The sequence below is a fragment of the Streptomyces seoulensis genome (assembly GCF_022846655.1).
GTDB lineage: Bacteria > Actinomycetota > Actinomycetes > Streptomycetales > Streptomycetaceae > Streptomyces.
Genome location: NZ_AP025667.1, coordinates 6,115,118 through 6,130,130 on the forward strand (window position 1 = coordinate 6,115,118; position 15,013 = coordinate 6,130,130).

The following is a 15,013-nucleotide window of genomic DNA, read 5'->3' on the forward strand; positions in this document are numbered from 1 at the left end:
CTCACGCTCCCGAGGCGACGAGGAGGACGGCGACCGTCAGGACGACGGTGCCGGCGAGCAGCGCGCTCACATAGGTCTGCACGTTGCCGGTCTGCGCCCGCCGTACGGCCGCGCCGAGCAGCCTGGGCAGGGCGGCGGCGCCGCGTACGTAGGTGTCGACGACCTCGCGGTCCAGGAAGCGGACGAGGCTCGCGGCGCCCAGCACGGGGCGGACGAACAGGGCCGAGTACACGGCGTCGAGGTGGAAGCCCGCGGCGGCGGGCCCATACAGCGGGCCGAGCAGCCGGCGGCCGGGGTCGGCCGGGTCGGGGGCCCCGGCGATGTCGCCGTACGCCGGTTCGTGGGCGGCGATGGCCTCGGCCTCGACCAGGCCCGCGTCGCCCTCCGGATGGGCGGCGACGGCGCCCAGCGGGACACGGGCGGCGAGCGCGGAGGTGCGCTGCCAGGCGCCGTAGGCCAGCAGGGCTCCGACCACGGCCAGGCCGGTGCCGAGGATGGAGGTGAGGAGGGTGGGAGCGAGGCTGCGGCCGTCGAACCAGCCGGGCAGCACGCGGTAGGCGAGCGCGCCGAAGGCCAGCGAGGGCACGGCGAGCACCCACAGCACCACGGTCATGCTCAGCGGCTGGCGCCCGTGGTCGGGGGCCTCGGCGCCCCGGCCGTGGAAGGCCAGCAGCCAGAGCCGGGTGGCGTAGGCGGCGGTGAGCAGGGCCGTGACGAGCGCGGCGACGAGCACGATCCAGCCCGCGGTGCCGGGTGCGGGGCCGCCATGGCCGGTGGCCAGGTGCTCGGCGGCGCCGAGGACGGACTCCTTGGAGAAGAAGCCGCTGAAGGGCGGGATCGCGGCCAGCGCGAGCAGGGCCACGGTCATCGTCCAGAAGGCGTCCGGGACCCGGTCGCGCAGGTGGCCCATCCGGGACATGGCGGCCAGCGAGTTGGTGCCGGCGGCGTGGATGACGGTTCCGGCGGCCAGGAACAGCAGCGCCTTGAAGGCGCCGTGCGAGAGGAGGTGGAAGACGGCGGCACCGCGGTCGCCGACGGCGAGGGCGCCGGTCATGTAGCCGAGCTGACCGATCGTCGAGTAGGCGAGGACGCGCTTGATGTCGTCCTGGGCGAGCGCGGCGAGACCGGAGCCCACCATGGTCACCGCGGCCATCACGGCGAGCACCGTCATCGCGGCGGCGGACGCCTCGAACACGGGGAGGAGACGGGCGACGAAGTAGACACCGGCGGCGACCATCGTGGCCGCGTGGATCAGCGCGGAGACGGGCGTGGGGCCCGCCATGGCGTCGGGGAGCCAGGTGTGCAGCGGGAACTGCGCCGACTTGCCCGCCACGCCCGCCAGGAGCAGCAGGGCGATCAGGGTGGGGTGGTCGAGCCCGCCGCTCGCCACGGCGTCGAGGACGCGGGTGATGCGGAAGGACCCGGCGTCGGTGCCGAGCGCGAACAGGCCGATCAGGAACGGCACGTCACCGAGCTTGGTGACGAGGAACGCCTTGAGGGAGGCGGCGCGGGCCTCGGGGGTGCCCCAGTAGTGGCCGACGAGGAAGTAGGAGCAGATGCCCATCACTTCCCAGCCGACCAGCAGCACGATCAGGTCGCCGGAGTAGACGACGAGGAGCATCGCGGAGGTGAAGAGGGAGACGAGGGCCGCGTAGGAGGGGTAGCGGGGGTCGTCGCGGAGGTAGCCGGTGGAGTAGATCTGCACGCAGGTCGCCACGAAGGCCACCAGGATCGCGACGAGCGCGGCGAAGCCGTCGATGTGCAACGCCAGGTCGACGGGGACCGAGCCGGTGGGCGTCAGCAGGGTGTACGCGTCGATGGCCCGGCCGCCGCCCTGGCGGGCCGCGACCAGCGCGGCCAGCACGAGCGAGGCCAGCGGCGGCACCACGGCGAGCGGGCGGACGAAGCCGGGCGCGGTGCGGCCCAGCAGGAGTCCGGCGACGGCGCCGAGGAAGGGCAGGAGGGGGACGAGGGCGGCGAGGGTGGTCGTGGTCACGCGGTGGCCTCAGCCTTCTCGGCCCCCGGAGCGTCGGGGTCGTCGCCGGGGGTCTCGGCGGTGTCGCGGAGCTTGTCGATGTCGGCGGTGCCCCGGTCGCGGTACACGGCCAGGACGATCGCCAGGCCGATGCCGATCTCGGCGGCGGCGATGGCGATGGTGAACAGGGTCAGCGCCTGGCCGGAGTGCAGGGTGTCCTTCGCGGCCCGGCTGAGCCAGACGTCGAAGGCGACGAGGTTGAGGTTGACGGCGTTGAGCATCAGCTCGACCGACATCAGGACCAGGATCGCGTTGCGGCGGGCGAGGACGCCGTAGAGACCGGTGCAGAAGAGGAGGGCGGCGAGGACGGCGGGGTAGGCGAGGTGCATCAGCGGGCGCCTTCCTTCTCGCCGGGGGTCTTGGTGAGGCTCGGCGCCTCGGGAGCCTGGTCCGCCTTGTTCTTGCGGGACAGGACGATCGCGCCGACCAGGGCCGCGAGGAGCAGGACGGACAGCGCCTCGAAGGGGAGCACCCAGTGCCGGAAGAGGCTCTCGCCGGTGACGCGGGTGGTGCCGGCGGCCGGGCCGTCCAGGTCGATCCAGGTGGCGCGGAACGCGTCCGTCACCACCCAGACCAGGGCGGTCGCCGAGGCCACCGCGACGACGAGCGCGGGCACCCGGTTGCCCGAATCGGCGTCCGGGGAGCGGCCGATGGGGGCCCTGGTGAGCATCAGTCCGAAGAGCAGGAGGACGACGACGGAGCCGACGTAGATGAGGACCTGCACCCAGGCGATGAACTCGGCGGTGAGCAGGAGGTATTCGACGGCCAGTCCGCCGAGCGTGACCACCAGCCACAGGGCGGCGTGCACCAACTGGCGGGTGGTGACGGTGATCAGCGCGGCGCCGAGGGTGACCAGGCCGACGAGGAGGAACGCGATCTCGACGCCGGTCGGGGACAGGAAGCCGTGGGGGGCGGCGAGGCTCACTGCTCTCCCTCCTGTTCCTGGTCGTGTCCGGCGGCCTGCGCCGCTTCGGCGGCCTGGGCGGCGGCCAGCTTGTCCGCGCTCTTGCGGGCGGCGGCGATCTCCTTCGGCTCCTCCGCGTGCGGGTCCAGCGCGGGCGGGGCCGGGACGGTCCACATCCACTCGCGGAGCTTGTCGCGCTCGTGGGTCAGTTCGCGGATGTCGGTCTCGGCGTACTCGAACTCCGGGGACCAGAACAGCGCGTCGAAGGGGCAGACCTCGATGCAGATACCGCAGTACATGCATAGCGAGAAGTCGATGGCGAACCGGTCGAGGACGTTGCGGCTGCGCTCACGGCCACCGGGAGTGGCGGCCGGGACCGTCTCCTTGTGGGAGTCGATGTAGATGCACCAGTCGGGGCACTCACGGGCGCAGAGCATGCAGACCGTGCAGTTCTCCTCGAACAGGCCGATCACCCCGCGGGTGCGGGGCGGGAGGTCGGGCTGCACGTCGGGGTAGCGCTCGGTGACGGTCTTCTTCGTCATCGTGCGCAGGGTGACGGCGAGGCCCTTGGCCAGGCCGGAGCCGGGGACGGGGGACATTTAGGCGGTCACCACCTTGACGACGCCGGTGAGGGCGATCTGGGCGAGGGCGAGCGGGACGAGGACGGTCCAGGACAGCTTCTGGAGCTGGTCCTCGCGCAGCCGGGGGTAGGTGACCCGCAGCCAGATCACCACGAAGGCGAGGACGGCGGTCTTCACCAGGGTCCACACCCAGCCGAGCCCCTCGGCGCCCCAGGGGCCGTGCCAGCCGCCCAGGAAGAGCACGGTGGTCAGACCGCACAGGACGACGATCCCCGCGTACTCCGCGAGCAGGAACAGGGCGAAGCGCAGACCGGTGTACTCGGTGTACGCGCCGAAGATGATCTCCGAGTCGGCCACCGGCATGTCGAACGGCGGCCGTTGCAGCTCGGCGAGTCCGGCCACGAAGAACACGACGGCGCCGGTGATCTGCCAGGGCAGCCACCACCAGTGGAAGGCGCCGACGATGCCGGGCAGCGAGACCGTGCCGGCCGCCATCGCCACGGAGGCGGCGGCGAGCAGCATCGGGAGTTCGTAGGCCAGCAACTGGGCGGCGGTGCGCAGACCGCCGAGCAGGGAGAACTTGTTCGCGCTGGCCCAGCCCGCCATCAGCGAGCCGAGGACGCCGACGCCCATCACCGCGAGCACGAAGAAGATGCCCGCGTCCAGCACCTGGCCGACGGCACCCGCACCGGGGCCGATCGGGATGGCGAGCAGCACGAGGAGGTACGGCAGCAGGGCCACGGCCGGGGCGAGCTGGAAGACGCGGCGGTCGGCGCCCGCCGGGACCACGTCCTCCTTCTGCGCGAACTTCACACCGTCCGCGACGAGCTGGGCCCAGCCGTGGAAACCGCCCGCGTACATCGGGCCGAGGCGGCCCTGCATATGGGCCATCACCTTGTGCTCGGTCTGGCCGATGACCAGCGGGAGCGTCAGGAAGACGACGAACACGACGAGGAGCCGCAGGGCGACGTCCAGCACGTCGTTCACTGCGAGCCTCCTGTGGGGTGGTCGGGGTTCTCGGGGTTCTCGGGCTTTTCGGGGTTCTCGGGGTTCTCGGTGGGCTTCCGCTCGGGGCCCGGGGACGGTGCCGGGGACTCGTCCGGCTCCGCGAAGGCGGGGCGGGCGTGATGCCAGGGCGCGTCCGCGCTGCGCGGAGCAGCTCTACGCTCCGCGGGCTCGGCTGGCTTCGTCGGCTCGCCGGGATCCGAAGGCTCCGGCGTCTCAGCCCGCTGGGAGGACGACCCCTGCGAAGCGCTGCGCGACCTGCGCGGCCCCTTCGGCGCCTCGGCCGGTGTCCCGGTGGGCGTCTCGGTGGGCGTCCCGGCCGGACCCCCCGCGCCCTCCGCGCCCCCCGCGCCCTCCGGCGCGGCCTGACTCACCGACCCCTGACTCGCACTCCGCGTCCGGCGCGGCGGCGCCGCACCCGGTCCCGGCTCCGGTACTGCCTGGCTCGCCGAGCCCTCGCCGGCGCTCCGCATCCTGCGGGTCGGTGCCGCACCCGGTTCCGTGGCCGCCTGGCTCGCCGAGCCCTCGCTCGCGCTCCGCGCCCGGCGCGGCCGAGCGGCCTCCGTCTCCGCGGCGGCCGGGGCACCGCTGCCCTCCGCCGCGGTGCGGGACCGCCGCACGGGCCGCTCCCCCGCGGCGCCCCGCGCCGGACGAGCCGGCGCCGGGGGCAACTGCCCCTTCAGCGGGCCCCACTCGTTCGGGTCGGGCACTCCCGGCGGGAGCATCTGGCGGCGCTTGGGCCCGCCGTGCTCCGACTCCCCCGGCTCCTTCGCGCCCGGCCACGCCTTGGCGACGCGGGCGGCGAGGACGAAGTCCTTGCGCAGCGGATGCCCCTCGAAGTTCTCCGGCAGGAGCAGGTGGTCCAGGGCGGGGTGGCCGGTGAAGTCGACCCCGAACATCTCGTGGGTCTCCCGCTCGTGCCAGGCGGCGCCCGCGAACACACCGACGGCGCTCGGCAGCACCGGCGCCTCGTGGGGGACCGTCGTGCGCACCAGCAGCCGGCGCACCGGGTGCAGGGCGACGACGTGGGCGGACACCTTGAACCCGGTGCCGGGTTCGTCGACCGCGCTCAGCCAGTCGAAATAGGTGCAGGAAAGCGTCGTACGGGCCGTCTCCAGGGCGGTGAGCCACGCGGTGGGCGGTACGTCGACGGTGAGGACGTCGTACGACTCCTCGGCGGTGGCCTCGGGGCCGAACAGTTCCTCGGCGGGGGCGGGCAGCCAGCCGGTGCTCATCACGCGTCCCCGTCCGAAGAGGGAGCGGCCGGCGGCCGGACCAGGCCACTCTGCAACGCGGCGGCGGACGGGCGGGCGTCGCCCCCCTTGCCGTACCGCTCCGCCAGCGACTCGCGGGCGATCTTCTCCTGGAGCTTGAGGATGCCCTGGAGCAGCGCCTCGGGGCGCGGCGGGCAGCCCGGCACGTACACGTCGACCGGGATGATCTGGTCGACGCCCTTGGTGACGGAGTAGGAGTCCCAGTACGGTCCGCCGCAGTTGGAGCAGGCGCCGAAGGAGATGACGTACTTCGGCTCGGGCATCTGCTCGTAGAGGCGCTTCACGGCGGGCGCCATCTTGTCGGTGACCGTGCCGGAGACGACCATCAGGTCGGCCTGGCGGGGGCCCGGCGCGAAGGGGATGACGCCGAGCCGGATGAAGTCGTGCCGGGCCATCGACGCGGCGATGAACTCGATCGCGCAGCAGGCGAGGCCGAAGTTGAAGACCCAGAGCGAGTAGCGGCGGCCCCAGTTCAGGACGACCTTCATCGGCTCGGGGGCGAGCCGGGCGAGCGCGCCCAGCCTCTTCGGCTCGGGCAGCAGCACCGGCTCGGGGGCGGCCGGGTTCACGTCCATGTCAGGACGCCCTTCTTGTAGGCGTACAGCAGGCCGACGGCGAGGAAGCCCAGGAAGATGAACATCTCCACCAGGGTCGCGGCGCCGTAGCCGGGGGCGGCGAAGACCGTCGCCCAGGGGAACAGGAAGATCGAGTCGACGGCGAAGATCACGTACAGGAAGGCGTAGACGTAGTAGCGGACCTGGGTGTGGGCCCAGCCCTCGCCGACCGGGTCGACGCCGCACTCGTAGGTCATGAGCTTCTCGGGGGTGGGCACCACGGGCCGCAGCAGGCGGCCGGCGCCGAAGGCGGCGGCGACGAAGAGCACGCCGAGGACGGCGAGCAGGCCCACGACCGAGTAGGACCCGAAGTAGCCCGGCGCGGTGTCGGCCGCGACGACCGTCGTTGCCCCCAACGTCTCCCGCACCGTCCGTCCCTCTTTCCCTGACCCGCGTGTCCTTCGTGACCTCCGAGGTCCTCGCGCCGGGTGTGACGCGATACGACCGGAGGTTTGCGTACGCACGGGAGTCTAGGCCCTGATAAAGCGCCGGTAAGCAGCCCGTCACGCCCAGCGAGGCCGGGGGTGGGGTTTTCCCCAGGGGCCGGAAGGCGGTCCACCGCATGGCGTGCGGCCCGCCGGGCACGGCAGGCTGACCGCCATGACCGCTCCCGCTACCGCCGCCGGACCGGCCGGCGAAGCCGACCGTCCGCCGCCCGCCCGGCTCGCCTTCGACGCGCACACCTGGAAGGAGATCCTGCATCTCCTGCTGAACCTGCCGCTGGCGGTGGTGGGCTTCACCTACGCGGTCACCGTGCTGTCCGTGAGCGGGGGCCTCACCGTCACGGTACTCGGGCTGCCGCTGCTGGCGGGCTCCCTGCTGGGCGCCCGGCTGCTGGGCCGGCTGGAGCGGGCGCGGGTCCGCGCGCTGCTCGGGGTGCGGGTGCCGGAGCCGTCGCCGCTGCCGTTCGCCCGCAGCGGCGGGGCGGTGAGGCGGCTGTGGCTGGCACTGCGCGATCCGGTGGGCTGGCGCTCGCTGCTCTACTGCCTGATCCGGCTGCCCTGGGGCGTGCTGACCTTCTGCACGGTGCTGACCTCGCTCTTCGTGCTGTGGCCGGTGCTGGGGTTCCTGGCGCGGGGTCTGTCCAACGTGGACCGGGCGCTGGCGCGGGCGCTGCTGGCGCCGTCGGACGAGCTGGAGCGCCGGATAGCCGAGCTGGAGTCGGACCGGGGTGTGGTCGTCGACACCGCCGCCGCCGACCTGCGCCGGATCGAACGCGACCTCCACGACGGAGCACAGGCCCGCCTGGTCAACCTCGCCATGGGACTCGGCCTCGCCAAGGAAAAACTCCACCACGACCCCGAAACAGCCGCCCGCATGGTCGAAGAAGCCCACGGCGAAGTCAAAACCGCCCTCAAAGAACTCCGCGACCTCGCCCGAGGCATCCACCCCGCCGTCCTCACCGACCGAGGACTCGACGCGGCACTCTCCGCCATCGCCACCCGCTGCACCGTCCCCGTCACCCTCACCGTCGACCTCCCCACCCGACCCGCACCCGCCATCGAAGGCATCACCTACTACACCGCCAGCGAACTCCTCCAGAACATCAGCAAACACAGCCACGCCCACACCGCCACCCTCGACCTCTGGCACACCCCCCACCACCTCATGCTCCAAATCCAAGACGACGGAATCGGCGGAGCCGACCCCGCACACGGATCCGGCCTCGCCGGACTCACCGAACGCCTCGGAGCCGTCGACGGGGTGTTCGTCGTGGACTCACCGCCGGGCGGACCCACCGTGATCACCGCCGAGGTGCCCTGGCGGGACCGGGACGACGAGCACGGCGCCGGACGGTAGGGAAAACCCCCTGTCCGAGACGGGGACGCACGCCATGGTCCGCGCCCGGTGCGGACGGGCACGCTGAGCGGGCAAGCCACCACGAGGAGAACGGGGACGACACCGATGGCCACGCCCTACACGCCGTACCGGGAAGCGCGGGACCACCACCGCGTCCCCGCCGCGCTACGCGCTCCCCTGGAGGCCCGCACCTGGCGGGAGCTGGGATACGTACTGCTCGGACTGCCGGTGGCCATCGCCCTGTTCGTCTGGACGGTCACGATGGTCTCGCTCGGCGCCGGCCTGCTGGTGACCTTCGTCGGGGTGCCCGTGCTGGCGCTGGCCCTGGTCGGCTGCCGGGGCTTCGGGGCGCTGGAGCGGGCGCGGGCGCGCGGGCTGCTCAAGGTGCGGGTGGCCACGCCGGAGCCGCTGCGGCCCAGCGGACCGGGGCTGCTGCCCTGGCTGGGCGCGGTGCTCAAGAGCGGCTCGTCCTGGCGGCACCTGGTGTACGCGCTGGTCCACTTCCCGTGGGCGGTGTTCTCGTTCTCGGTGGCGATCAGCTTCTGGACGTACGGCTGGGCGCTGCTGACGTACCCGCTGTGGTTCTGGGTGTTCCCGATGTGGGCCGGGCAGGGCGGCATCCAGGTCTACGGGGACGCGCATCACAGCGTCTACCTGGACAACCCCTTCGAGATCACGGTGACCGCGCTGATCGGGCTGGTGTTCACGCTGGTCACGCCGTGGCTGCTGCGGGGGCTCACGACGGTGGACCGGCTGCTGGTGCGCGGGCTGCTCGGCCCCTCGCGGCTGACGGCACGGGTGGAGGAACTGGAGTCGGACCGGGGTGTGGTCGTCGACACCGCCGCGGCCGACCTGCGCCGGATCGAACGCGACCTCCACGACGGAGCACAGGCCCGCCTGGTCAACCTCGCCATGGGACTCGGCCTCGCCAAGGAAAAACTCCACCACGACCCCGAAACAGCCGCCCGCATGGTCGAAGAAGCCCACGGCGAAGTCAAAACCGCCCTCAAAGAACTCCGCGACCTCGCCCGAGGCATCCACCCCGCCGTCCTCACCGACCGAGGACTCGACGCGGCACTCTCCGCCATCGCCACCCGCTGCACCGTCCCCGTCACCCTCACCGTCGACCTCCCCACCCGACCCGCACCCGCCATCGAAGGCATCACCTACTACACCGCCAGCGAACTCCTCCAGAACATCAGCAAACACAGCCACGCCCACACCGCCACCCTCGACCTCTGGCACACCCCCCACCACCTCATGCTCCAAATCCAAGACGACGGAATCGGCGGAGCGGACGCCGCACACGGGTCGGGCCTCGCGGGGCTGGCCGAACGCCTCGGAGCGGTGGACGGCGTCCTGGTGGTCGACTCACCGCCCGGCGGGCCGACCGTGATCACGGCCGAGCTGCCCTGGCGGACCTGAGGACGCCCGGACCGGATTGCTGGAATGCTGGGCCTCCTTGTCGGCAGGCGTGTGGGGGCTCGGGGAATCGTGGAGAACAGGGTGCGCGTGGTCATCGCCGAGGACTCGGTGCTGCTCAGGGAGGGGCTGACCCGGCTGCTGACCGACCTCGGTCACGAGGTGGTGGCCGGGGTCGCGGACGCGGAGGCGCTGCTCGCCACCATCGCGGAGCTGGCCGGCCGGGACGAGCTGCCGGACGTGGTGGTGGCGGACGTGCGGATGCCGCCGACGCACACCGACGAGGGGGTGCGGGCCGCCGTGGAGCTGCGCGGGCGCCATCCGGAGCTCGGGGTGCTGGTTCTGTCACAGTACGTGGAGGAGCGCTACGCCACCGAACTGCTGGCCGGTTCCAGCCGGGGCGTCGGTTATCTGCTCAAGGACCGGGTCGCCGACGTGCGGGAGTTCGTCGCGGCGGTGGAGCGGGTCGCCTCGGGCGGTACGGCGCTGGACCCCGAGGTGGTGGCGCAGTTGCTGGGCCGCAGCCGCAAGCAGGACGTGCTGGCCGCGCTGACCCCGCGCGAGCGGGAGGTGCTGGGGCTGATGGCGGAGGGGCGGACCAACTCGGCCGTGGCCCGGCAGCTCGTGGTGAGCGACGGCGCGGTGGAGAAGCACGTCAGCAACATCTTCATGAAGCTGGGGCTGACCCCGAGCGACGGAGACCACCGGCGTGTTCTGGCGGTGCTGACCTACCTGAACTCCTGACGGACCGAGACTGGACGGCGTAGGAAGTCCATATAGCGGGAGATACGCAGCGATCCTCGGAAGCCGACCCTAAGCGACGTAGGGTTGATCCTGGGATTGGTCCGGGGGAAGACCGCCCCCGGACGGCCGCCTCGAAGGAGGTCCAGTTCAGTGACCAGTCAGGTCAGCAGCCCAGCGGAGCAGGCCGACGAGAACGCCGACGAAGAGCAGCGCAGACCGGGCGGTGCCAAGGACGTGCGGCGCCTGAACCGGGTGATCATCCGGTTCGCGGGGGACTCGGGTGACGGCATGCAGCTCACCGGGGACCGGTTCACCTCTCAGACCGCGTCCTTCGGCAACGACCTCTCCACCCTTCCCAACTTCCCCGCAGAGATCCGCGCCCCCGCCGGCACCCTGCCCGGCGTCTCGTCCTTCCAGCTCCACTTCGCCGACCACGACATCCTCACTCCGGGCGATGCGCCGAACGTGCTGGTCGCCATGAACCCGGCCGCTCTGAAGGCCAACATCGGCGATGTGCCGCGCGGCGCCGAGATCATCGTCAACACCGACGAGTTCACCAAGCGCGCCCTGCAGAAGGTGGGGTACGCCGGGTCCCCGCTGGACGACGGCTCGCTGGACGGCTATCACCTGCATCCGGTGCCGCTGACCACGCTCACGGTCGAGGCGCTGAAGGAGTTCGACCTCTCCCGCAAGGAGGCCGAGCGCAGCAAGAACATGTTCGCGCTGGGGCTGCTGAGCTGGATGTACCACCGGCCCACCGAGGCCACCGAGAAGTTCCTGACCACCAAGTTCGCCAAGAAGCCGGACATCGCGGCGGCCAACGTGGCCGCCTTCCGGGCGGGCTGGAACTTCGGTGAGACGACGGAGGACTTCGCCGTCTCCTACGAGGTGGCCCCGGCCGCGCGGGCCTTCCCGCCGGGCGTCTACCGCAACATCTCCGGGAACCTGGCCCTGGCCTACGGGCTGATCGCCGCCTCCCGGCAGGCGGATCTGCCGCTGTTCCTGGGCTCGTACCCGATCACCCCGGCCTCCGACATCCTGCACGAGCTGTCGAAGCACAAGAACTTCGGTGTGCGGACCTTCCAGGCGGAGGACGAGATCGCGGGCATCGGCGCGGCGCTGGGCGCGGCGTTCGGCGGTTCGCTCGCGGTGACGACGACCTCCGGTCCCGGCGTGGCGCTCAAGAGCGAGACGATCGGTCTCGCGGTCTCGCTGGAGCTGCCGCTGCTGGTGATCGACATCCAGCGCGGCGGCCCGTCGACGGGTCTGCCGACCAAGACCGAGCAGGCCGACCTGCTCCAGGCGATGTACGGGCGCAACGGCGAGGCGCCGGTCCCGGTGGTGGCCCCGCGCACCCCGGCCGACTGCTTCGACGCGGCGCTGGAGGCGGCCCGGATCGCGGTGACCTACCGCACCCCGGTCTTCCTGCTCTCCGACGGTTACCTGGCCAACGGCTCGGAGCCGTGGCGCATCCCGGACCTGGACGAACTCCCTGATCTGCAGGTGCAGTTCGCGCAGGGACCGAACCACACCCTGGAGGACGGCACCGAGGTCTTCTGGCCGTACAAGCGCGACCCGCACACGCTGGCCCGCCCCTGGGCGGTGCCGGGCACACCGGGTCTGGAGCACCGCATCGGCGGCATCGAGAAGCAGGACGGCACGGGCAACATCTCCTACGACCCGGCCAACCACGACCTGATGGTCCGCACCCGCCAGGCCAAGATCGACGGCATCGAGGTGCCCGACGTCGAGGTGGACGACCCGGACGGCGCGCGGACGCTGGTGCTGGGCTGGGGTTCGACCTACGGCCCGGTCACCGCGGCGGTACGGCGGCTGCGCGCGGCCGGCGAGTCCATCGCGCAGGCGCACCTGCGCCATCTCAACCCCTTCCCGGCAAACCTCGGCGAGGTGCTGGCGGGGTACGACAAGGTGGTGGTCCCGGAGATGAACCTGGGGCAGCTCGCCACCCTGATCCGGGCGAAGTACCTGGTCGACGCCCGCTCGTTCAACCAGGTCAACGGCATGCCGTTCAAGGCGGAACAGCTCGCCACCGCGCTCAAGGAGGCCATCGATGACTGACTCCGCACGCGAGCTGCTCCAGTTGGTGCCCAAGGCCGAGGGCAAGCAGTCGATGAAGGACTTCAAGTCCGACCAGGAGGTGCGCTGGTGCCCCGGCTGCGGTGACTACGCGATCCTGGCGGCCGTACAGGGGTTCATGCCGGAACTGGGGCTGGCGAAGGAAAACGTCGTCTTCGTCTCCGGGATCGGCTGCTCCTCCCGGTTCCCGTACTACATGAACACCTACGGGATGCACTCCATCCACGGCCGCGCCCCGGCCATCGCCACGGGGCTCGCGTCCTCGCGGCGGGACCTGTCGGTGTGGGTGGTGACCGGTGACGGTGACGCCCTCTCCATCGGCGGCAACCATCTGATCCACGCGCTGCGCCGCAACGTGAACCTCAAGATCCTGCTGTTCAACAACCGGATCTACGGGCTGACCAAGGGCCAGTACTCCCCGACCTCGGAACTCGGCAAGATCACCAAGTCGACGCCGATGGGGTCGCTGGACGCGCCGTTCAACCCGGTGTCGCTGGCGCTGGGCGCGGAGGCGTCGTTCGTCGCCCGGACCATCGACTCCGACCGCAAGCACCTGACCGAGGTGCTGCGGGCGGCCGCCGACCATCCGGGCACGGCGCTGATCGAGATCTACCAGAACTGCAACATCTTCAACGACGGTGCCTTCGACGCCCTCAAGGACAACCAGCGGGCGGAGGAGGCGCTGATCCGGCTGGAGCACGGGCAGCCGGTGCGGTTCGGCGCGGACGGGGAGCGCGGGGTCGTACGGGACCGGACCGGGGAGCTGACGGTCGTCACCGTGACCCCGGACAACGAGGCCGACCTGCTGGTGCACGACGCGCACGCGGCCTCCCCCACCACGGCGTTCGCGCTGTCCCGGCTGGCCGACCCGGACACCCTGCACCACACCCCGATCGGGGTGTTCCGGGCGGTGGACCGGCCGGTCTACGACAGCCTGATGTCCGAGCAGCTCGACACCGCGATCGAGCAGCAGGGCAAGGGCGACCTGGCCACGCTGCTGGCGGGCGGGGACACCTGGACGGTCGTCGGCTGAGTCCGGCGCGGTGCCTCACGAGGTCCGGGAGCGCTCCTCCCGGACCTCGTCGTATGTGCGGCGGGCCGTCTCCACCTGCTCCATGCGGTCGCGGGTCCAGGCGGCCAGACCTCTGACCTGCTCGGCCGCCTCGCGGCCGAGGACGGTGAGGGAGTAGTCGACGCGGGGCGGGATGACGGGCTTGGCGTCCCGGTGCACCAGGCCGTCGCGCTCCAGGGTCTGGAGGGTCTGGGTGAGCATCTTCTCGCTGACGCTCCGCCCGCTCCCGCGCCCGACCGCCCGCCGCAGCTCCCCGAACCGGTAGGAGCGCTCCAGCAGCTCGATGAGCACGAGCACGCCCCAGCGGCTGGTCACATGCTCCAGCACCAGCCGGTACGGACACAGGGCCTCGCCGACCTCGTTGCTTACCGTCATGCCAGTACCTTACTTGAAAGTGGGTACTGTCTTTTGGTTAGCGCCCTTCTTAGGGTTAGTGACGCACCTACGGAGTCCATCTGAAGTCCATCTGAGGAGAGACCATGAGCATCGTCGTCACCGGAGCCACCGGACACCTCGGCCGCCACGTCGTGGCCCAGTTGCTGGAGCGGGTTCCCGCCGAGGAGATCACCGCCGTCGTACGGGACAAGGAGAAGGCCGCCGGCTTCGCGGAGCGCGGTGTGCGGATCGCCGTCGCCGACTACAACGCCCCCGAGACCTTCGACGGCCTCTTCTCGGCCGGCGACAAGGTGCTGCTGATCTCGGGCAACGAGTTCGACAAGGGCAGGGTGGCCCAGCACCAGGTCGTCATCGACGCGGCGAAGGCGGCCGGGGTGGCGCTGCTCGCGTACACCAGCGCGCCGGGCACCCTGACCGCGACGCTGGCCGACGACCACCGGGCCACGGAGAAGGCGGTGCTCGCCTCCGGGCTGCCGTACTCGCTGCTGCGCAACGGCTGGTACCACGAGAACTACACCGAGAACCTGGCCCCCGTGCTCGCCCATGACGCCGTCGTCACGGCCGCGGGCGAGGGCCGCGTCTCCTCGGCCGCCCGCGCCGACTACGCCGCCGCGGCGGTCGCCGTGCTGACCGGCGAGGGGCACGAGAACACCACGTACGAGCTGGGCGGCGACGAGGCGTGGGGCTTCGCCGAGTACGCGGCCGAGCTGAGCGCGCGGACGGGCCGGACGATCAGCTACCGGTCCGTGTCCGGGGAGACCCTCAAGGGCATCCTGGCCGGTGCGGGGCTGCCGGACGCGCTCGCGGAGATGCTGGTCGGGGTGGACGCGTCGATTGCGCGGGACGAGCTGGTGGTGCCGGGCGGGGAGCTGTCGCGCCTGATCGGGCGCCCGACGACGCCGCTGGCGGTGGCGGTGGAAGCAGCACTTAAGGACTGAAGGGCTGAGGGGCTTCCGGGTGCCGTCCCGGCCCCCCGGTCATGACCGTATGGCGATACGGGCATGACAGGCGGGGCGGGGCGGCGCTACCTTCGTTCTCGCGTGGCGGAATGCGCGAGGTTCTCGCGTCG

15 protein-coding genes are annotated in these 15,013 nt (G+C 71.7%); 6 read left to right on the top strand and 9 right to left on the bottom strand.

What is annotated here, in order from left to right:
• Position 1: 1 nt before the first annotated feature.
• Genes HEK131_RS28115 through HEK131_RS28150 form a run of 8 tightly spaced genes read right to left on the bottom strand, consistent with a single transcriptional unit; the run spans position 2 to position 6,781 of the window.
• Positions 2–1,996, bottom strand: a complete 1,995-nt coding sequence (locus HEK131_RS28115) for an NADH-quinone oxidoreductase subunit 5 family protein (RefSeq protein ID WP_244337598.1) — start codon at positions 1,994–1,996, stop codon at positions 2–4.
• Positions 1,993–2,364, bottom strand: a complete 372-nt coding sequence (gene nuoK, locus HEK131_RS28120) for an NADH-quinone oxidoreductase subunit NuoK (protein WP_161146203.1) — start codon at positions 2,362–2,364, stop codon at positions 1,993–1,995. Before nuoK ends, HEK131_RS28115 begins: the two co-directional genes overlap by 4 nt.
• A complete protein-coding gene (locus HEK131_RS28125; protein WP_244337600.1) occupies positions 2,364–2,960 on the bottom strand; it encodes an NADH-quinone oxidoreductase subunit J family protein in 597 nt (198 codons plus the stop codon). Before HEK131_RS28125 ends, nuoK begins: the two co-directional genes overlap by 1 nt.
• Positions 2,957–3,538 (bottom strand): NuoI/complex I 23 kDa subunit family protein, encoded by a 582-nt coding sequence (locus tag HEK131_RS28130; protein ID WP_244337602.1) that lies wholly within the window; start codon positions 3,536–3,538, stop codon positions 2,957–2,959. Before HEK131_RS28130 ends, HEK131_RS28125 begins: the two co-directional genes overlap by 4 nt.
• Entirely contained in the window at positions 3,539–4,507 is a 969-nt protein-coding gene (locus HEK131_RS28135) for a complex I subunit 1/NuoH family protein (protein ID WP_217461833.1), read from the bottom strand.
• A complete protein-coding gene (locus HEK131_RS28140) occupies positions 4,504–5,760 on the bottom strand; it encodes an NADH-quinone oxidoreductase subunit C (protein WP_432215680.1) in 1,257 nt (418 codons plus the stop codon). The genes HEK131_RS28135 and HEK131_RS28140 overlap by 4 nt, the downstream gene beginning before the upstream one ends.
• Positions 5,760–6,374 carry an NADH-quinone oxidoreductase subunit B gene (locus HEK131_RS28145; RefSeq protein WP_244337606.1) on the bottom strand — a complete coding sequence of 205 codons (615 nt, stop codon included), beginning with the start codon at positions 6,372–6,374 and terminating at the stop codon, positions 5,760–5,762. Before HEK131_RS28145 ends, HEK131_RS28140 begins: the two co-directional genes overlap by 1 nt.
• On the bottom strand, positions 6,365–6,781 hold the full coding sequence (locus HEK131_RS28150) for an NADH-quinone oxidoreductase subunit A (protein WP_217463879.1): 417 nt from the start codon (positions 6,779–6,781) through the stop codon (positions 6,365–6,367). Before HEK131_RS28150 ends, HEK131_RS28145 begins: the two co-directional genes overlap by 10 nt.
• Before the next feature lie 232 nt (positions 6,782–7,013).
• Between HEK131_RS28150 and HEK131_RS28155 the strand changes: the two genes are divergently transcribed.
• The 5 genes from HEK131_RS28155 (at position 7,014) to HEK131_RS28175 (ending at position 13,509) form a co-directional block, all read left to right on the top strand.
• Positions 7,014–8,213, top strand: coding sequence for a sensor histidine kinase (locus HEK131_RS28155; RefSeq protein WP_244337608.1), 1,200 nt, complete (start codon positions 7,014–7,016; stop codon positions 8,211–8,213).
• Positions 8,214–8,318: 105 nt separating this feature from the next.
• A complete protein-coding gene (locus HEK131_RS28160; RefSeq protein ID WP_244337610.1) occupies positions 8,319–9,638 on the top strand; it encodes a sensor histidine kinase in 1,320 nt (439 codons plus the stop codon).
• Between the two features lie 81 nt (positions 9,639–9,719).
• Positions 9,720–10,379 (top strand): response regulator transcription factor, encoded by a 660-nt coding sequence (locus HEK131_RS28165; RefSeq protein WP_279614292.1) that lies wholly within the window; start codon positions 9,720–9,722, stop codon positions 10,377–10,379.
• Between the two features lie 150 nt (positions 10,380–10,529).
• A complete protein-coding gene (locus HEK131_RS28170) occupies positions 10,530–12,458 on the top strand; it encodes a 2-oxoacid:acceptor oxidoreductase subunit alpha (protein WP_244337612.1) in 1,929 nt (642 codons plus the stop codon).
• The gene (locus tag HEK131_RS28175; RefSeq protein WP_217462978.1) at positions 12,451–13,509 is read left to right on the top strand and encodes a 2-oxoacid:ferredoxin oxidoreductase subunit beta; all 1,059 of its coding nucleotides are present in this window, start codon (positions 12,451–12,453) and stop codon (positions 13,507–13,509) included. The genes HEK131_RS28170 and HEK131_RS28175 overlap by 8 nt, the downstream gene beginning before the upstream one ends.
• Positions 13,510–13,524: 15 nt before the next feature.
• Here HEK131_RS28175 and HEK131_RS28180 read toward each other — a convergent pair whose 3' ends face one another.
• On the bottom strand, positions 13,525–13,923 hold the full coding sequence (locus HEK131_RS28180; protein WP_244337614.1) for a winged helix-turn-helix transcriptional regulator: 399 nt from the start codon (positions 13,921–13,923) through the stop codon (positions 13,525–13,527).
• A 104-nt stretch (positions 13,924–14,027) separates the two neighbouring features.
• On the opposite strand from HEK131_RS28180, the gene HEK131_RS28185 reads away from it, so the two are divergent.
• Positions 14,028–14,882, top strand: coding sequence for an SDR family oxidoreductase (locus HEK131_RS28185; protein ID WP_244337616.1), 855 nt, complete (start codon positions 14,028–14,030; stop codon positions 14,880–14,882).
• Positions 14,883–15,013: the final 131 nt, after the last annotated feature.